The following is a 15,494-nucleotide window of genomic DNA, read 5'->3' as shown; positions in this document are numbered from 1 at the left end:
CCGTTGTCAGTAGCGGCGCGCGAGCCGCAGGCGCGCATCCTCGCGCGCGGCGGGCGTCAGGTCGGGCGCGTAGTGGAACGCGCCCGACACGAGCGATGCGACGGGCACGCCGTCGCGGAACAACACGCGATTGCCCGCGAGCGCCGGCACCTTGTCGCCGGGCAGCAGCGTGCCGGCGAGGTTCAGCGGATCGGTGCCGGTGACGCACACGCACTGGCCGTCACCTGGTTGCCGGCGCAGTTCGCGCAGGATCGGGATCGCTTCGGGCAGCGCGAACTGCTCGCCCGCGAGCCCGGCAACGAAGCGGCCGCCGCGAATCTCGCCGCGCGCTTCGAGACGCTGCAGCACGCGCACGAGATCGCGCCAGCTCGGCAGCCAGTCGGCTTCGCGTTCGAGCAGCCGCCAGAACACGACACCATAGCGGCGCAGCAGCGTCCAAACGATGTGTTCGAGCGCATCGGGGTCGGTCGCGGCCGTGTCGCGTTTCGGCGCGGGCGCCCCGTCCGGTGGCGCGACGCGTTGCACGAGCGCCCACCGGCCCGCGTCGTCCATGCCGCCGATCAGTGCGCCGCCGCGTCGCGTGCGCGGCGCATGGGTCGCGCTGCGCTTGACGGCCGGTCTCAGCAGCGCACGCAGCCCCGCGAAGCTGTCCGCGTTCACGAGGCCGGCCGACACGAGTTCGCCGAGCGCCTGTTCGAGTTCGACGGGCAGCATGTGCAACTCGTCGAGCAGCGCATCGAAGAACATCGCACCGTGCGCGGCGAGCGCATCGCGCACCTGTGTCGCGCGTGCGGACAGCGCCGGTTGCGCAGCGGGGTCGCGCAGTGCCTGCCATGCGCCGAGGTGGCGGCGCGGCAGCAGCACGACCGGCGTCGTCTTCACGGGCGTGCCGGCTGCGCGGGCCGGCGCACCGATGCGGGTCCATACGAGCTTGCCGGAGCGGCACAGCTCGTCGAGGCCGCCGGCCGTGTAGTCGGTCAGCCGTGCGGGCAGCAGCGCGTCTTCCCATGCGCCGGCCGCGGCTTCATAGCCTTCGAGCTGTTCGACGACGGCGGCGAGTGCGTCGCGGCCCGAGCCGCGCGTGTCGGGCGTCATATGCTGCCAGTGCAACAGGAAGCGCATGAAATCGGCGCGCTCGACCGGTTCGATCTCGCGACGCAGCCGCTTCACCGTATAGCGATGAATGCGCGCGAGCAGGTGGCGTTCGCACCATTCGTCGACTGTTGCGCCCGGCGTGAAGCGGCCGCGCATCACGTAGCCTTCGCGTTCGAGCGCCGCGAGCGCGGTTGCGATCGCGGAGGGCGGCAGGCCGAGCGGCTGCGCGATCGCATCGAGCGTGAGCGGCCCGAAGCCGGTCAGCCGCGCGCGGATCACGTCGACGAGCGCGGCATCGGCTTCCCACGGCTGTGCACAGGCGGCCGGTACTTTCAGCACGGGCGCCGGGCGCGCGTCGGGATGCAGCGCGCGCAGGCAGACCAGCCGTTCGACCGGCACCCACAGCGCCGCGCCATCCGGCGTGACGAGTTTCGTTGCGCGGCGGCGTCCGGCCAGTTCCGCGAGGCGCTCGGGCCAGCCTGCGTGCGCATGCGCTTCGCGATCGGCGACGCAGGCGAGCGTGAGCAGCGCGTCGTGCATCTCGTCGGCGTCGCGCACGAGCGGCCACGCTTCGTCGCGCACCGCGTCGATCGCGTCGGCGTCGAGCGCGCCGAGATCGTCGGCCGATTCCGGGTCGCTCCAGCGGCGTGACTGCACGGCCTGCGTGCGGCGCTCTTCGAGCGGCGCGTCGTCGAGGAACGCATACGGCTTCGCGTTCAGGATTTCCGCGGCGAGCGGCGACGGCGCGGGCAGGTCGCGCGCGACCAGCTCGATCGCGCCGCTTTCGATCCGGCGCAGCAGCGCGAGCCAGCCGTCGGTATCCATCGCGTCGTGCAGGCAATCGTCGAGCGTCTGGTCGACGAGCGGGTGGTGCGGTATCTCGCGCTCGCCGACGACGTTCTCGAGGCACGCGACCTGATCCGGGAACACGGTCGCGAGCAGATCCTCGCTCTTCATTCGCTGCAGTTGCGGCGCGGTGCGCCGGCCGCCGGTGAAACGCGGCAGCGCGAGCGCGGTCGTCGCGTTCCAGCGCCAGCGCACGCCGAACAGCGGCGCGTCGAGCAGCGCCTGGATCAGCACATGCTCGGCGCTGGCCGAGCGCAGGTAGCGCCACACTTCGTCGAGCGAGAAGCTGTGCGCGAGCGACAGCGACAGAATGATCGCGTCGTCGGTCGCGGCCGCCTGCAGCTCGAAGTTGAAACTGCGGCAGAAGCGCTTGCGCAGCGCGAGCCCCCACGCGCGGTTGATGCGGCTGCCGAACGGCGAATGGATCACCAGTTGCATGCCGCCCGATTCGTCGAAGAAGCGCTCCATCACGAGCGTGTCCTGCGTCGGCAGCGCGCCGAGCGCCGCGCGCGTGCGCGCCAGGTAATCGGCGATCTGGCGTGCCGCGTCCGGCGACAAGTGCAGATCGTCGGCGAGCCAGCGCAGTGCCGGCGCGAGACGGCTTTCGGCGGTGCCGGTTACGGCGGCGTGGACGTCGGCATCGCGTTGCGAGGCGGCGGTGCTCGTGCCGGCATCCGCGCGTTTTTTTTCGTTGCGGCGGGTTCCGGGTTTTCCGGGTGCATGGCCGTTGCCATTTTCGTCGCCGCCCGCTTGCTTGCGCACATCGGCATGCGCCAGCCGGTCGCCTTCGGCGAACAGCCCGTCGAGCCGTGCGCGTAACCGGCCGACGGCCGCCGACAGCTCGTCGCTGCGCCCGGGCGCCTCACCGAGCCAGAACGGGATGCTCGGCGACTGGCCCTGCGCGTCCTCGACACGCACGCGGCCCGTCTCGACGCGAATGATCCGGTACGACTGGTTGCCGAGCTGGAACACGTCGCCCGCCAGGCTCTCGATCGCGAAATCCTCGTTGACGGTGCCAACCTGGATGCCCTGCGGTTCGAGCAGCACCGCGTAGTCGGCCATGTCGGGGATCGTGCCGCCGGACGTCGTCGCGGTCATCATCGCGTTGCGGCGCCCGCGCACCGTGCCGCCGACCACGTCGCGATGCAGATACGCGCCGCGCACGCCGCGGCGGCTCGTGAAGCCTTCGGCGAGCATCTTCATCACGTCGTCGAAGCGTTCGCGCGGCAGATGCGCGTACGGCGCCGCGCGCGTGAAGCTCGCGTACAGCGCGTCTTCCTGCCATTGCGCGCACGCGACTTCGGCGACGATCTGCTGCGCGAGCACGTCGAGCGGCGCCTCGGGAATCCGCAACGCATCGAGTTCGCCCCGTTGCACGCAGTCGAGCAGGGCCGCGCATTCGACGAGCTCGTCGCGCGACAGCGGGAACAGGCGCCCCTTCGGCACGCCGCCGACGTGGTGGCCGGAGCGGCCGACGCGCTGCAGGAACGGCGCGATGCCGCGCGGCGAACCGACCTGGCAGACGAGATCGACGTCGCCGATGTCGATGCCGAGTTCGAGCGACGCGGTCGCGACGAGCAGCTTCAGCTCGCCGCGCTTCAACCGCTGTTCCGCTTCGAAGCGGTGTTCTTTCGCGAGACTGCCGTGGTGCGCGGCGATTGCGTCCTTGCCGAGGCGGTCGGCCAGATGACGTGCCATGCGCTCCGCCGTGCGCCGCGTGTTCACGAACACGAGCGTCGTGCGATGCGCGGCCGCGAGCGAGGCGATCCGGTCGTACACCTGTTCCCACACGTCGGTTGCCATCACCGGTTCGAGCGGCACGTTCGGCAGTTCGAGCGCGAGGTCGCGTTCGCGCGTGTGACCGGTGTCGACGATCGTACAGTCGCGCGGCGAGTCGACCGGGCCGCCGACGAGGAAGCGCGCGACCGCGTCGATCGGTTTTTGCGTTGCCGACAGCCCGATGCGTGGCACCGTGCTGCCCGTGAGCGCGTCGAGGCGTTCGAGCGACAGCGCGAGATGGCTGCCGCGCTTGGACGATGCGAGTGCGTGGATTTCGTCGACGATGACCGAGCGCACGCCGGACAGCATTTGCCGCCCCGACGTCGACGACAGCAGCACGTACAGCGACTCGGGCGTCGTCACGAGAATGTGCGGCGCGCGCTTGCGCAGCGCCGCACGTTCGGCTTGAGTGGTGTCGCCGGTGCGCACGGCGGTGCGGATCGCCGGCACCGGCAGGCCGAGTTGCGCGAGCGATTCGGCGATGCCGGCAAGCGGCGCGTCGAGGTTCACGTGGATGTCGTTCGACAGCGCCTTCAGCGGCGACACGTACACGACGAGCGTCGCGTCGGGCAGCGCGCCGTCGTGCGCGAGCGCATCGCGCACGAGATCGTCGATCGCGCACAGGAAGGCGGTGAGCGTCTTGCCGGAGCCGGTCGGCGCGGCGACGAGCGTCGAGCGGCCGGCCTTGATGTGTGGCCACGCGAGCGCCTGCGCACCGGTCGGTGCGGCGAACGTGCGGCGGAACCACGCGGCGACGGCCGGGTGGAACACGTCGAGCGCACTGGCGGCGGGGCGGGTGGCGGTGACGTCCATCGGAGCGTTGAAATGGGGGTGCGAGCGCGCGGGCGGCCGCGCGTGAATCGTCAGTGTGCCAGACGACGCGTGTGCGTGCCGGGCCTCGCGAGCGGCGTGAGCGCGCGCGTCGTCGACACGGAGGAAGATGAGGCGCGGCGCCCGCGTTTCAACAGGTGTACGCAGGCGCGGCGCCCGCGAATCGCGGGTGGCCGGTTCAGACGGAGGGGAGGATGCAGCGCCGGCGACGCGCATCGCGGAGCGAGCGGTTCGCTGTGCGACGCCGCACGACTACACGCGATGAAGCCAGCCGAGCCAGGATTCGAGCAGCGGTGCGCGCTTGCACAGCGATTGCGCGAGCCACAGGGTACCGCCCCATGCGGCAGCCACCACGATCAGGTCGCAATGGCCGCTGTTCCACAGGTTGAGCGAATGACGCCGCCAGATCCACGGTACGCCGAGCGGATTCGGCCAGTCGGCGAGCAGGTGCATCACGCCGCCGCATGCGAAGCCGAACAGCGGTGCGGCCCACAGCGGATACGGATGATGGGTGAGCCCGTGCCATCCGAGCGCGAGCAGCGCGATCCAGCCGATGCCCCAGTGCGTGGCGGTGCGGTGCGTGATCCACAAGCGTCGCTTGCGCGACCACCATGCGAGTTCGAGCCAGTCGGGCGCGGTGCCGCCCGCGACGCCTGCCGCGAATGCGGCGAGCATGCCGGTGTGCCAGAGGCCCGTTGCGCCCGTTTGTGCGACGAGGACGGCGGCGGCGACGCCGGCTGCGATGCCGGTCGCATGATGTGCATTGTGTGAGGCCATACGAAGCGAGACGAGAAAACGTGAAGCGGCGCGTGAACGCAACAAATGATGCGGCGCGAAATCGGGGCGCTATCTTCTCAGATACGCGTGTGCCGCGGGTGCGAGATCGCAGGTTTTTTTACGTGCGGTTCGCGCCCGGCGTGCACGACGCAACTTTCTGTTTTTTGTGCATTGCGCGACCGCGCCTGACGCATGAAATTTCGACCGATGCGTGTGGCGGTTTTTACCGTCGGCATGTGGGGCCGCACACAATTTGCGGGCTTTCGTCGCGCACCGCGTGTTCGACCCTTTTTGTCCCCCTATACTACGAAACCGCACGTGGCCGTCGGCGCGCCAGCGGCCATAAGCGGATCAGGTGCCTTTCCTGCCTGAAGGAGATCCATATGGGGGACATGCAATGACTACGCTGAATCGCTTCAAAACATCCGCCGTCGTGCTCGCGACGGTGGCCGGCGTCGGCTTCCTGCCGAACGCGCCCGTCTATGCGAAGGGCCCGCAGCCTGCGGTCCTGACGAGCTCGGCGGTCGCGGTGGCCGACAAGTACAGCGCGGATGCCGCGGAGCGGATCTTCAAGGAAGGCGGCAACGCGATCGACGCGGCCGTCGCAATCGCGTTCACGCTCGCCGTCACGTATCCGGAAGCCGGCAACATCGGCGGCGGCGGCTTCATGACGATCTACAAGGACGGCAAGCCGTACTTCGTCGACTACCGCGAACGCGCACCGCTCGCCGCGACGAAGGACATGTACCTCGACAAGGACGGCAACGTCATCAAGGGCATGAGCCTGTACGGTCCGCGCGCGGTCGGCGTGCCCGGCACGGTCGCGGGCATGTGGGAAGCGCAGAAGCGCTTCGGCAAGCTGAAGTGGAAGCAGGTGCTCGCGCCGGCGATCCACTATGCGCGCGACGGCTTCGTCGTCGACGAGCAACTGGCGCAGCGCGGCGTCGACGCGTCGAAGGAGTTCGGCGGCAAGACCAATTTCGACAAGTATTTTTCCGGCCTGAAGGCCGGCGTGAACTTCAAGCAGCCCGATCTCGCCGACGTGCTCACGCGGATCTCCAACGACGGTGCCGAAGGTTTCTACAAGGGCAAGACGGCCGAGCTGATCGCCGCGTCGATGAAGACGGGCGACGGCAACGGGCTGATCACGACCGAGGATCTCGCGCAGTATCGCGCGGTGTGGCGTGAGCCGGTGCAGGCGAAATGGAACGGCTACGACGTGATCACCGCGCCGCCTCCGAGCTCCGGCGGCATCGGCCTCGTGCAGTTGCTGAAGATGAAGGCCGACCTGAAGAAGGACTTCGAGGGCGTGCCGCTCAACTCGCCGCAATACATCCACCTGGTCGCCGAAATCGAGAAGCGCGTGTTCGCCGACCGTGCGCAATACCTGGGCGACCCCGACTTCTACAAGGTGCCGATCGCGCAGCTGACCGACGATGCGTACATCGCGAAGCGCGCGGCCGAGGTCAACCCGAAGGAGCCGTCGGACACCAAGAGCGTGCAGCCGGGCCTCGGCACGACGATGCCGGAGAAGGCCGAAACGACGCACTTCTCGGTCGTCGACAAGTGGGGCAACGCGGTGTCGAATACGTACACGATCAACGGCTATTTCGGCTCGGGCGTGATCGCCGACGGCACGGGCATCGTGCTGAACGACGAGATGGACGACTTCTCCGCGAAGCCGGGCGTCGCGAACATGTTCGGCGTGGTCGGCAGCGATGCGAACGCGATCGAACCGAAGAAGCGGCCGCTGTCGTCGATGTCGCCGACGATCATGACGAAGAACGGCAAGGTGTCGCTCGTGATCGGCACGCCGGGCGGCTCGCGGATCTTCACGTCGATCTTCCAGGTGATCAACAACATCTACGACTTCAAGATGCCGTTGAAGGAGGCCGTCGGCGCGATGCGTTTCCACCATCAGCTGTTGCCGCCGAACACGATCTTCTGGGAGCCGTACCACCCGATCGAGGGTGAGCTCGCGAAGCAGCTCGAAGCGCGCGGCTACACGCTGAAGGGGCAGGACTTCAGCGGCGACATCCAGGTGATCAAGATCGACGGCAAGACGCCTGAAGCGGTGGCCGATCCGCGCGGGCGTGGCGTCACGCGGATCATTCACTGACGTCGGCGTGAAGCATGCGCGTTCGCGAAAGCGGCCGCGCATGCGGTTCGCGGCCGGTTGTTCGCCCGGCCGTGCAATGCACCGTGTCGCTTGCCTGAGCCGATGCGATGCGTTCAGGCGGTCGCCTGGATGAAGCGGGCGATTCGTTCCGCAACCGCATCGGGTGCATCCTCGAAGCAGTAGTGCCCGACACCCGCCAGCCGCTCCACGGGCGCCGACGGAAACAGCGCGGTGAACAGCGGCAGGAAATGTTCGGCGCCGAGCGTTCGATCGGCGTCTCCCCAGATCGCGAGCGCGGGTTTTGCGCGGATCGCGCGTTGCGCCGCCGCATCGGGTTCCTCGAACCGGTGTGCGCCGGCAGCAAATCCCCGCGCCCAGCCGATCGCGCCCAGGCAATCGGCCGGTCGTGCGAACGGCGCGCCGTATGCGGCGAGCCACGCATCGGTGACGATCGCGTGATTCTCGAAACCGTTCAGCTTCAGCGTGCTCAGGATGTTGAAGCCGAGCTGCCCGAGCACCGTCTCCAGCGAGCCGTCCGCCGCCGCGCGCACGATCCACTGGAACCACGGCGCATCGCGACCATTCGCGCCCAGGCGCTCGACGAGATCGGGCTGGCCGAACGGCGTAGGTCCGTTCGCCGACACGATACGCCGGATACGGTCCGGATGACGTGCGGCGAGCCCCATGCCGACCGGGCCGCCGAAGTCGTGCATCACGAGCGTCACGCGATCGAGGTCGAGCGCGACGACGAAACGCTCGAGGTTGTCGATATGGTCCTGCAACCAGTAGTTGCGTTCCTGCGGTGTTGCGCTTTTGCCGAATCCCATGTGATCGGGCACGACGACGCGATGGGCCGGGCGCAATGCGCCGATCAGATGACGAAACAGATAACCCCACGTGGGTTCGCCGTGCAGGCACAGGACGGTCTCGCCGTCGCGTGGCCCTTCATCCACGTAGTGCATCCGGAACCCGGATGTGTCGTCGAAGTGCGGGGCAAATGGAAAGGTACCGTCGAACGTGGCATCGGGCGGCATCATCGGGCGCTCCTTCATGGAGATGGGGGATTATGGTTTCAAATTGAAACCATAAGGAGCGTAGGTCGGGAAGTTCCAATTTGCAACCGAGCGGATCGAAAGTGGATGACCGAATATCCCCGCCGTGTGCTGCCTGGCAGGCAATGAAGAGAGGAAAGTCTCGCTTTCGAGAGCGAAAATGGATTGGCAGCCAATCGGCAGCACTCCAATCCCGGCGGGGAATCCCGCTTCGTTCGTGCTTTGCGAACAGTAGCGCCCCGATGATTGATTTCCGGTGTTGTTGGTTTTATATTGAAACCTTCCATGGCAATGAGCCAGCCGCCGCCGGCTTTCATCGATGACGCGACGAACCACCCACGAAGATTCCCTCTGCGGCGTTGCGCGCCCGCTGGACGCGATTGGCGACTGGTGGTCGCTGCTGATCGTGCGCGACGCATTCGACGGGCTGCGCCGTTTCGGCGAGTTCCAGAAAAATCTCGGCCTTGCGAAGAACATCCTCGCCGCGCGTTTGCGCAACCTTGTCGCGCACGGAATCATGGACATGGTGCCGGCCGCGGACGGCGGTGCGCATCACGAGTACGTCCTGACCGAAAAGGGGCGAGGCCTGTTTCCGCTGCTCGTCGCGCTGCGGCAGTGGGGCGAGGACTTCTTTTTCGAACCCGACGAAGCGCACGTGCTGCTCGTCGACCGCAAGACCGGCTTGCCCGTCAGGAAACTGGAGCTGCGCGCGCAGGACGGCCGCGTGCTCGGCCCCGAGGATACGGTCGTGCTGCCGCCGCCCGACTGACGCACGGCGCGCGCGCATGCATTACCGCTTCAGCAGCGCATGCGCATGCACGATCTGTTCGGCGATCTGGTTGATCGAGATGCGCCGCTCCATCGCCTGCGAGCGGATCTGCTGATACGCCTCTTCCTCGCCGATGCCGTTGTGCTGCATGAGCAGCGTCTTCGCTTCCTGCAGCGTGCGCGCGGATATCACGCGCTGTTCGAGCTGCGCGATGCGGCGCCGGTATTCGTCGTGCCGGCGGCTCTGGTGACACGCGAGCGCCATCGCGCTCAACAGCCCGAACGAGCGCACGGGCGTCGTCACCGCGCTTTGCGCGTCGATGCGCAGCATCAGTTCGAGGATGGTCGGGCTTTCATAGGTCGTGACGGCGATCAGCGGCGGCCGAGCATCGTCCTCGAGCCACGGGATCGAAAGGTGCAGCAGATCGGGCCGCACCGCGAGAATCACGAGATCGACGCTCTCCGGCAACTCGGCGGGCGGCGGCCAGCGCTGCTCGCTCGGGCAGCCGATACGCGACAACTGCTCGACGATCAGCAGGCCGTTGTCGTCGTCCGGGTAGTACACCATCACGCGAAGCGAACGGAGTTCGGCGAGCAGGCGCGGCGTCGAGCGGATCGGGGTGCGGGCGCGCATCGTCGGCTATGCCTTCAGTTCGTCGGGCGTGTGCACGCGGTCGCCGAGCGAATGCGTGACGAGATACGGATCGGGATGCACGCGCCGCGTCGCTTCGCGCACGATCGTGAAATTGCCGTCCGCCGTCGCGCAGCCGATGCGCGGATACAGGCACGTGTGCTGCGTGAGCCGGTCGATCTTCACGCGGCCCTGCGGCGCGTCGAATTCCGATTCGGCGAGATGCTCGACGAGCCGCTCGCGCTGGTCGGTGCCGGCGCGAGCGAGCGCGTTCGCGAATAGGTGCACCTGGAAATACGCGGCTTCCCATGGGGCGGACGCGTTGGCGTCGTCGCCGAAGCGCGCCTTCAATTGCGCGATGCAGCGCCGGTTTACGTCCGAGTCGATGGTCTGGAAATAGGGCGACGACGTGTAGTGGCCGGCCGCGGCCGCGCCCATCTGGCCGAGCTCTATCTCGGACGTCGTCAGGCTCGCGATCGGCATCTTGCGCGCGTCGAGCCCGGCTTGCGCATACGCGCGGTAGAACGCGGCCGTGCTGTCGCCAACCAGCGTGCTGAACACGAAGTCGGGCGCCTTCGCGCGGATGTCCGCGACCACCGCCGCGAAATCCTGCTCGGACGCGACGAGCGGCATGTAGACCTCGCCGAGGATCTGGCCATCCGGATGCTGCGTGACGAGGTCGATCATGATGCGGTTCGACTCGTACGGGTAGATGTAGTCGGACCCGACGAGGTACACGCGCGCGCCAAACTGCGCGGTCATGAACGCGGCGAGCTGCACGCTGTTCTGATTCGGCGCGGCGCCCGTGTAGATCACGTTCGGCGAGAATTCGAAGCCTTCGTACAGCGTTGGATAGAACAGCAGCTTGTCCCACTTCTCGACAATCGGAATCAGCGCCTTGCGGCTGCTCGACATGTATGCGCCGAACAGCACGTTCACACGCTCGGTGGCGATCAGGTCTTCGGCAAGACGCGCGTAGACGGCCGGATCCGAGCACGCGTCGCGCACGATCGGCACGATCTCGCAGCCGTTCGCGCCGCCGGCTTCGTTGATCTCGGCGATCGCCTGCAGCGTGCCGCGCAACTGGCTCTGGCCGAGGTGCGACGTGCATCCGCTCTGCGAGAACAAAACGCCAACCTTCACACTGTTCATTCGGTCTTTCCTGTCTCTTCCGGGTGGGGCCGTCAGGCGGTCAGCTGCCCGGCCGCCCGTGCGACGACGGCGGCCAGGGCGTCGCCGTTCGCCGCGTGAACGCAGTTCGGGCCGACGCCAAGTATTGTAGACAAGCCGGGCGGCGCGCCGAACGACAAACCCGCGATCGCGACGCCATGCTGCCGCCCGTGGCGCGCGGCATGGCGTGCATCCTCGACGAGATAGCGCGGGTCGAACACGTCGATGTCGGCCGCTTCGCCGTCGCCGATCATCAGCACGGCAGCGCGCGCGGACCCGGTCTCGCGACGCAGCAGCGCAAGCGCGTGGCGCAGCGCGGCGCCGGTGCGCGTGCTCATTCCGGCGTCGGCCGCGAGCAGCGCCGTGCGGCGCGATGCGTCGAACGCGTCGTCGAAATCCTTGAAGCGCGCGTAGTACACGCGGTGCCGGCCATCCGACGTGTAGCCGTGCACGGCCCAGCGCCGCCGCTGCCGATCGAACAGGTCGCCGAGCACGAACGCCGCGCGCTTCTCGAGCGCGGCTACGTGCGCGGCCGTCGACGCGGACAGGTCGAGCAGGATCAGGACGGGCCCGCACGCGTCGTGCGGGACGCGGCGACGGAATACGCGCTGATCCGGCGCGTGGCCGGCGTGTCGTGCGATGCGTGCGGCGATCGCCGCATCGACGTCGAGCGCGTCGCCGTCGAGTTGGCGACCGACGCGTCGCAGCAATTCCGTCGCGCGTGCCGGGTGCATGTGCCGGACGGCGCGCCGGTCCGCGTCCACCCGCGCGGCGAGCGACGGCGATGGCGCGGACGTGGGCGGCGCGCGTTCGACGATCGTTACCCAGTCGCGCCGTTCGCGCCGTGCGTGGCAATTCCACTCGGGATAGCGCGGTGCATCGGCGTGCGGCGCCGGTGTGTCGTCCGGCGCGTCGTCGCGGCCGCCGGTGGCGGCCGACGTGTCGACGCCTTCGCTGCCCGCACGCTCGGATGCGGCGGCCGGCTGCGTCCACAGCCACGCGTTGTCGTCGCGATAGCGCAGCCATGTGCCGTCGTCCGGTTCGAAGCGCACGCGCATCTGACCGAGATCGTTCGCGAGCCGCGACGCGATCGTGCGACATGCGCGGTAGTCGTCGAGCCGGTCTCGCAGCGCGTCGAACAGTTGCACGCCGGTGTCGACCCACGGATTGCCGTCGCGATACGAACGATCGTACAGCGCCTTCGCGAGTCGCGCGCACAGGCGGCTGAACGTTAGCCCTTCGCGGTCGATCGGCGCGAACGCCGGCGCCCAGAAGGTCGCGAGCCCCGGCCATTCGCGGGCGAGCAGCGTTTCGACGCGTGCATCCTCGATCAGGCCGGCGATCGCGATGCCGATCGGCGTGAGCGTGCCGACCGGTTGCCCGGAGGGCGAGTGCCGCCAGTGCGCAAGGGCGTGTGCCGCGGCGGCGATCCGCGCATCGGGCGGCAACGCGCGCGGCACGCGCAGCGTCGCCTGGCCGAGCGTCGCGCGCGGCGCGGCATCGTCGAGCTGCACACCGGTTTCGCGCGCGGTCATTCCGTGCAGGAAGCGGGCGAGCTGCAGCGCGTTCATGTCGGCGCTCATGTCGCGAAGTGCGCGGCGGCCATCGTCTGCAACGCGGCGCGCGTGTCGGCGTCGTCGGTTGCCGCATCGCTGATCGCGATCCGGCACGCATCGAGCGGCGCAAGCCCCGCGACGATCAACCGGGCCGCATGCACGAGCAACCGCGTCGATGCGCCTTCGTCGAGTCCGTCGCCGGCGAGCGCACGGGTGCGCTGCGCGAGATCGACGAGCCGACGCGCGGTGTCCCGGTCGGCGCCGCTTTCGCGCACGACGACATCGGCTTCATGTTCGGCGTCCGGATAGCCGAAGTCGATCGCGACGAAGCGCTGGCGTGTCGACGGTTTCAGCCGCCGGTGGTCGCCGTGATAGCCCGGGTTGTACGAGATCACCAGATGGAAATCCGGATGTGCGTGCACGACCTCACCGAGCCGGTCGAGCGGCAGCACGCGCCGCGAGTCGGTGAGCGGATGGATCACGACGGTCGCGTCCGGGCGTGCCTCGACGATCTCGTCGAGATAGCAGATCGCGCCGTGGCGCGCCGCGAGCGTGAGCGGCCCGTCGGCCCAGTAGGTGCCGTCGGCGTCGAGCAGGTGCCGGCCGGTCAGGTCGGCCGCCGACGTGTCGTCGTTGCACGCGACCTGGATCAGCGGCAGGCCCATGCGCCACGCCATGTATTCGACGAAGCGGGTCTTGCCGCAGCCGGTCGGCCCTTTCAGCAGCACCGGCAGATGATGGCGGCAGGCCGTCTCGAACCAGTCGGGTTCGGCGCCGGCCGGCTGGTAGAACGGTGCATCGGCGATGCGGTGGCCGGCGAGCGGATCGGCGGCGAGCGGCGTATCGCGTGCGCTCATCACCACCTCCCCGTCATCATCAGCATCCCGGGCAGCCAGCAAGTGCCGACGCCGATCGCGATCGTGTAGCCGGGCAGGAAACGCACGCGGCGCTTAAGCCCCAGCGCGACGAAGAACAGGAACCACAGGCTCGACCACAGCAGCCACATCGCGCCGAAACGCAGGTCGTGCGACGTGCCCGCATAGACGAGCGCGCTGATCGCGACGAACAGGCAATACCAGCCGAGGCCCGCGCCTTGCAGCCCGCGCCACTGGACGGCGGCGAGATACAGGTACGTGAACGCGAACAGCAGGCCGCCCGCGCTCGAGAAATACTGCGGCGGCGCGGATGCCTGCACGAGGCCGGCGAGGTTGATCAGCAGCGCGAGCAGCCCGACGAGCAGGTTCAGGCCGGCCGCATCGCGCGGTTCGATGCGGCCGGTGAGCGCGACGCCGTTGACGACCAGCACCGCGCCGATGAAGAAGAGAGCGACACCGAGCATGATGAGGGCTCCAGAAAGAGGCGGAGCCGTTCGCGCGCATGACGCGAACGGCCGGGCAGAGGCTGCGTGCTCAGCGGTGCGCAGGCGCTTCGGCCGGGATGCCCTCGATCGGGCATTCCGGCGTGCCGGGCGTCGCGCGCGTGAGGCGCTCGACAGCCTGGCGCGTGCCGTCCGGGTCGTTCACCCAGTTCGCGTAGAACTCGAACGGGCATTGCGCGACGCCGTTCGGCGATTCGCCGGAACCGATCTTGCCGGTGTAGCCGCGATGCAGCAACTTGTACAGGTGGTTCTGCGACTGCATGTTGCGGCGCGCGTCGCGGATCAGGCTCACCGACAGCTCCGCGTACTGCACGCCGTTTTCCTCTTCGCCGCATTCGCCGAGCGTGCGGCCGTCGAAGCCGACGATCGCCGAGTGGCCGAAATACGAGTACACGCCGTCGAAGCCTGACGCATTCGCGACCGCGACGTAGCAGTTGTTCATGAACGCCATCGCTTTCGACACCAGCACCTGTTGATCCTTCGCCGGGTACATGTAGCCCTGGCAGCGCACGACCAGCTCGGCGCCGCGCATCACGCAGTCGCGCCAGATTTCCGGGTAGTTGCCGTCGTCGCAGATGATCAGGCTGATCTTGAGTCCCTTCGGGCCATCGGCGACGTACGTGCAGTTGCCCGGATACCAGCCTTCGACCGGTACCCACGGCATGATCTTGCGGTACTTCTGCACGATTTCGCCCTGGTTGTTGATCAGCACGAGCGTGTTGTACGGCGCCTTGTCCGGATGCTCCTCGTGACGCTCGCCGGTCAGCGAGAACACGCCCCACACGTTCGCCTTGCGGCACGCGGCCGCGAAGATGTCGGTTTCCTCGCCAGGTACGGTCGATGCCGTGTCGTACATCTCCTTCGCGTCGTACATGATCCCGTGCGTCGAATACTCGGGGAACACGATGAGGTCCATGCCGGGCAGGCCGCGCTTGATGCCGACCACGCGCTCGGCAATCTCGCGTGCGTTTGCGATGACCTCGGCGCGCGTGTGCAGGCGCGGCATCTTGTACTGGACGACGGCGACGCCGACGGAGTCGTTGCTGCTGGAAATATCGCCATGACGCATGGTGTGCTCCTGATTCGGATGAGGAAGTACGTTTTCGAAGGACAAAAAAAAGCCCTTGCCTCGACGAGCGAGGCAAGGGCTTCTTTGCCGGTCCGTTCACCCGACAACGCTGTCGGATAACGGGAATGCGGATAGGGTGGCCGCTTGCGGGGCGGCCGGCACGGCACGGGCTAGCGGACCCGGGCTGCGCACGATCGTGGGACGTCTTTGTCCGCCGGAATCGATGGGATGCACTCTATGCAAAGTTCTTTCTGGATGCAACACCACGTATACCCCTGCACGGCGTGAAGGCCGTGAGGGCGGGCAGTGTGCGGCCGGGTCTGCGAATTGCGCGGTGCGATGGCGCAGGGGCGGGGTGAGTTTGCAGGGTGTGATGCCGTGACATGTGCGTTGCTTCGAAGCGGCGAAGCGCACGGCGCGCAA

The 15,494-nt window shown here is 68.1% G+C and carries 11 protein-coding genes; 2 read left to right on the top strand and 9 right to left on the bottom strand.

Annotated elements, in window-relative coordinates:
- Positions 1-6 precede the first annotated feature (6 nt).
- Positions 7-4,533 carry a DEAD/DEAH box helicase gene (locus DIE13_RS05370; RefSeq protein ID WP_124826170.1) on the bottom strand — a complete coding sequence of 1,509 codons (4,527 nt, stop codon included), beginning with the start codon at positions 4,531-4,533 and terminating at the stop codon, positions 7-9.
- Between the two features lie 270 nt (positions 4,534-4,803).
- On the bottom strand, positions 4,804-5,328 hold the full coding sequence (locus DIE13_RS05365; RefSeq protein WP_124826169.1) for a metal-dependent hydrolase: 525 nt from the start codon (positions 5,326-5,328) through the stop codon (positions 4,804-4,806).
- A 397-nt stretch (positions 5,329-5,725) separates the two neighbouring features.
- On the opposite strand from DIE13_RS05365, the gene ggt reads away from it, so the two are divergent.
- Positions 5,726-7,447: a gamma-glutamyltransferase gene (ggt, locus tag DIE13_RS05360; protein ID WP_124826168.1), complete on the top strand. Its 1,722-nt coding sequence runs from the start codon at positions 5,726-5,728 to the stop codon at positions 7,445-7,447.
- Between the two features lie 113 nt (positions 7,448-7,560).
- Here ggt and DIE13_RS05355 read toward each other — a convergent pair whose 3' ends face one another.
- On the bottom strand, positions 7,561-8,484 hold the full coding sequence (locus tag DIE13_RS05355) for an alpha/beta fold hydrolase (RefSeq protein ID WP_124826167.1): 924 nt from the start codon (positions 8,482-8,484) through the stop codon (positions 7,561-7,563).
- Between the two features lie 334 nt (positions 8,485-8,818).
- Between DIE13_RS05355 and DIE13_RS05350 the strand changes: the two genes are divergently transcribed.
- Positions 8,819-9,268, top strand: a complete 450-nt coding sequence (locus tag DIE13_RS05350) for a helix-turn-helix domain-containing protein (protein ID WP_124826166.1) — start codon at positions 8,819-8,821, stop codon at positions 9,266-9,268.
- A 21-nt stretch (positions 9,269-9,289) separates the two neighbouring features.
- On the opposite strand, the gene DIE13_RS05345 is transcribed toward DIE13_RS05350, so the two are convergent.
- The 6 genes from DIE13_RS05345 to DIE13_RS05320 all read right to left on the bottom strand — a co-directional run bounded on the left by DIE13_RS05345 (position 9,290) and on the right by DIE13_RS05320 (position 15,071).
- The gene (locus tag DIE13_RS05345; RefSeq protein ID WP_124826165.1) at positions 9,290-9,901 is read right to left on the bottom strand and encodes an ANTAR domain-containing response regulator; all 612 of its coding nucleotides are present in this window, start codon (positions 9,899-9,901) and stop codon (positions 9,290-9,292) included.
- A gap of 6 nt (positions 9,902-9,907) precedes the next feature.
- On the bottom strand, positions 9,908-11,050 hold the full coding sequence (locus tag DIE13_RS05340; RefSeq protein ID WP_124826164.1) for a transporter substrate-binding domain-containing protein: 1,143 nt from the start codon (positions 11,048-11,050) through the stop codon (positions 9,908-9,910).
- A 32-nt stretch (positions 11,051-11,082) separates the two neighbouring features.
- Positions 11,083-12,639, bottom strand: coding sequence for a nitric oxide reductase activation protein (locus tag DIE13_RS05335; RefSeq protein WP_124826163.1), 1,557 nt, complete (start codon positions 12,637-12,639; stop codon positions 11,083-11,085).
- Between the two features lie 8 nt (positions 12,640-12,647).
- Entirely contained in the window at positions 12,648-13,481 is an 834-nt protein-coding gene (locus tag DIE13_RS05330) for a CbbQ/NirQ/NorQ/GpvN family protein (RefSeq protein ID WP_124826162.1), read from the bottom strand.
- A complete protein-coding gene (locus DIE13_RS05325; RefSeq protein WP_096499012.1) occupies positions 13,481-13,963 on the bottom strand; it encodes an AmiS/UreI family transporter in 483 nt (160 codons plus the stop codon). The genes DIE13_RS05330 and DIE13_RS05325 overlap by 1 nt, the downstream gene beginning before the upstream one ends.
- 70 nt (positions 13,964-14,033) lie before the next feature.
- Positions 14,034-15,071, bottom strand: coding sequence for an aliphatic amidase (locus tag DIE13_RS05320; RefSeq protein ID WP_124826161.1), 1,038 nt, complete (start codon positions 15,069-15,071; stop codon positions 14,034-14,036).
- Positions 15,072-15,494 lie beyond the last annotated feature (423 nt).

Origin of the sequence: Burkholderia sp. Bp9016, from assembly GCF_003857765.1 — a bacterium.
Classification (GTDB): Bacteria; Pseudomonadota; Gammaproteobacteria; order Burkholderiales; family Burkholderiaceae; genus Burkholderia.
This window is presented reverse-complemented; position numbering and strand designations above follow the sequence as displayed.

What these genes read in the sequence shown, in the direction of transcription:
- DIE13_RS05370 (WP_124826170.1), bottom strand. Translation starts at nt 4,533, where the DNA reads ATGGACGTCACCGCCACCCGCCCCGCCGCCAGTGCGCTCGACGTGTTC.
- DIE13_RS05365 (WP_124826169.1), bottom strand. Translation starts at nt 5,328, where the DNA reads ATGGCCTCACACAATGCACATCATGCGACCGGCATCGCAGCCGGCGTC.
- ggt (WP_124826168.1), top strand. Translation starts at nt 5,726, where the DNA reads ATGACTACGCTGAATCGCTTCAAAACATCCGCCGTCGTGCTCGCGACG.
- DIE13_RS05355 (WP_124826167.1), bottom strand. Translation starts at nt 8,484, where the DNA reads ATGATGCCGCCCGATGCCACGTTCGACGGTACCTTTCCATTTGCCCCG.
- DIE13_RS05350 (WP_124826166.1), top strand. Translation starts at nt 8,819, where the DNA reads ATGACGCGACGAACCACCCACGAAGATTCCCTCTGCGGCGTTGCGCGC.
- DIE13_RS05345 (WP_124826165.1), bottom strand. Translation starts at nt 9,901, where the DNA reads ATGCGCGCCCGCACCCCGATCCGCTCGACGCCGCGCCTGCTCGCCGAA.
- DIE13_RS05340 (WP_124826164.1), bottom strand. Translation starts at nt 11,050, where the DNA reads ATGAACAGTGTGAAGGTTGGCGTTTTGTTCTCGCAGAGCGGATGCACG.
- DIE13_RS05335 (WP_124826163.1), bottom strand. Translation starts at nt 12,639, where the DNA reads ATGAACGCGCTGCAGCTCGCCCGCTTCCTGCACGGAATGACCGCGCGC.
- DIE13_RS05330 (WP_124826162.1), bottom strand. Translation starts at nt 13,481, where the DNA reads ATGAGCGCACGCGATACGCCGCTCGCCGCCGATCCGCTCGCCGGCCAC.
- DIE13_RS05325 (WP_096499012.1), bottom strand. Translation starts at nt 13,963, where the DNA reads ATGCTCGGTGTCGCTCTCTTCTTCATCGGCGCGGTGCTGGTCGTCAAC.
- DIE13_RS05320 (WP_124826161.1), bottom strand. Translation starts at nt 15,071, where the DNA reads ATGCGTCATGGCGATATTTCCAGCAGCAACGACTCCGTCGGCGTCGCC.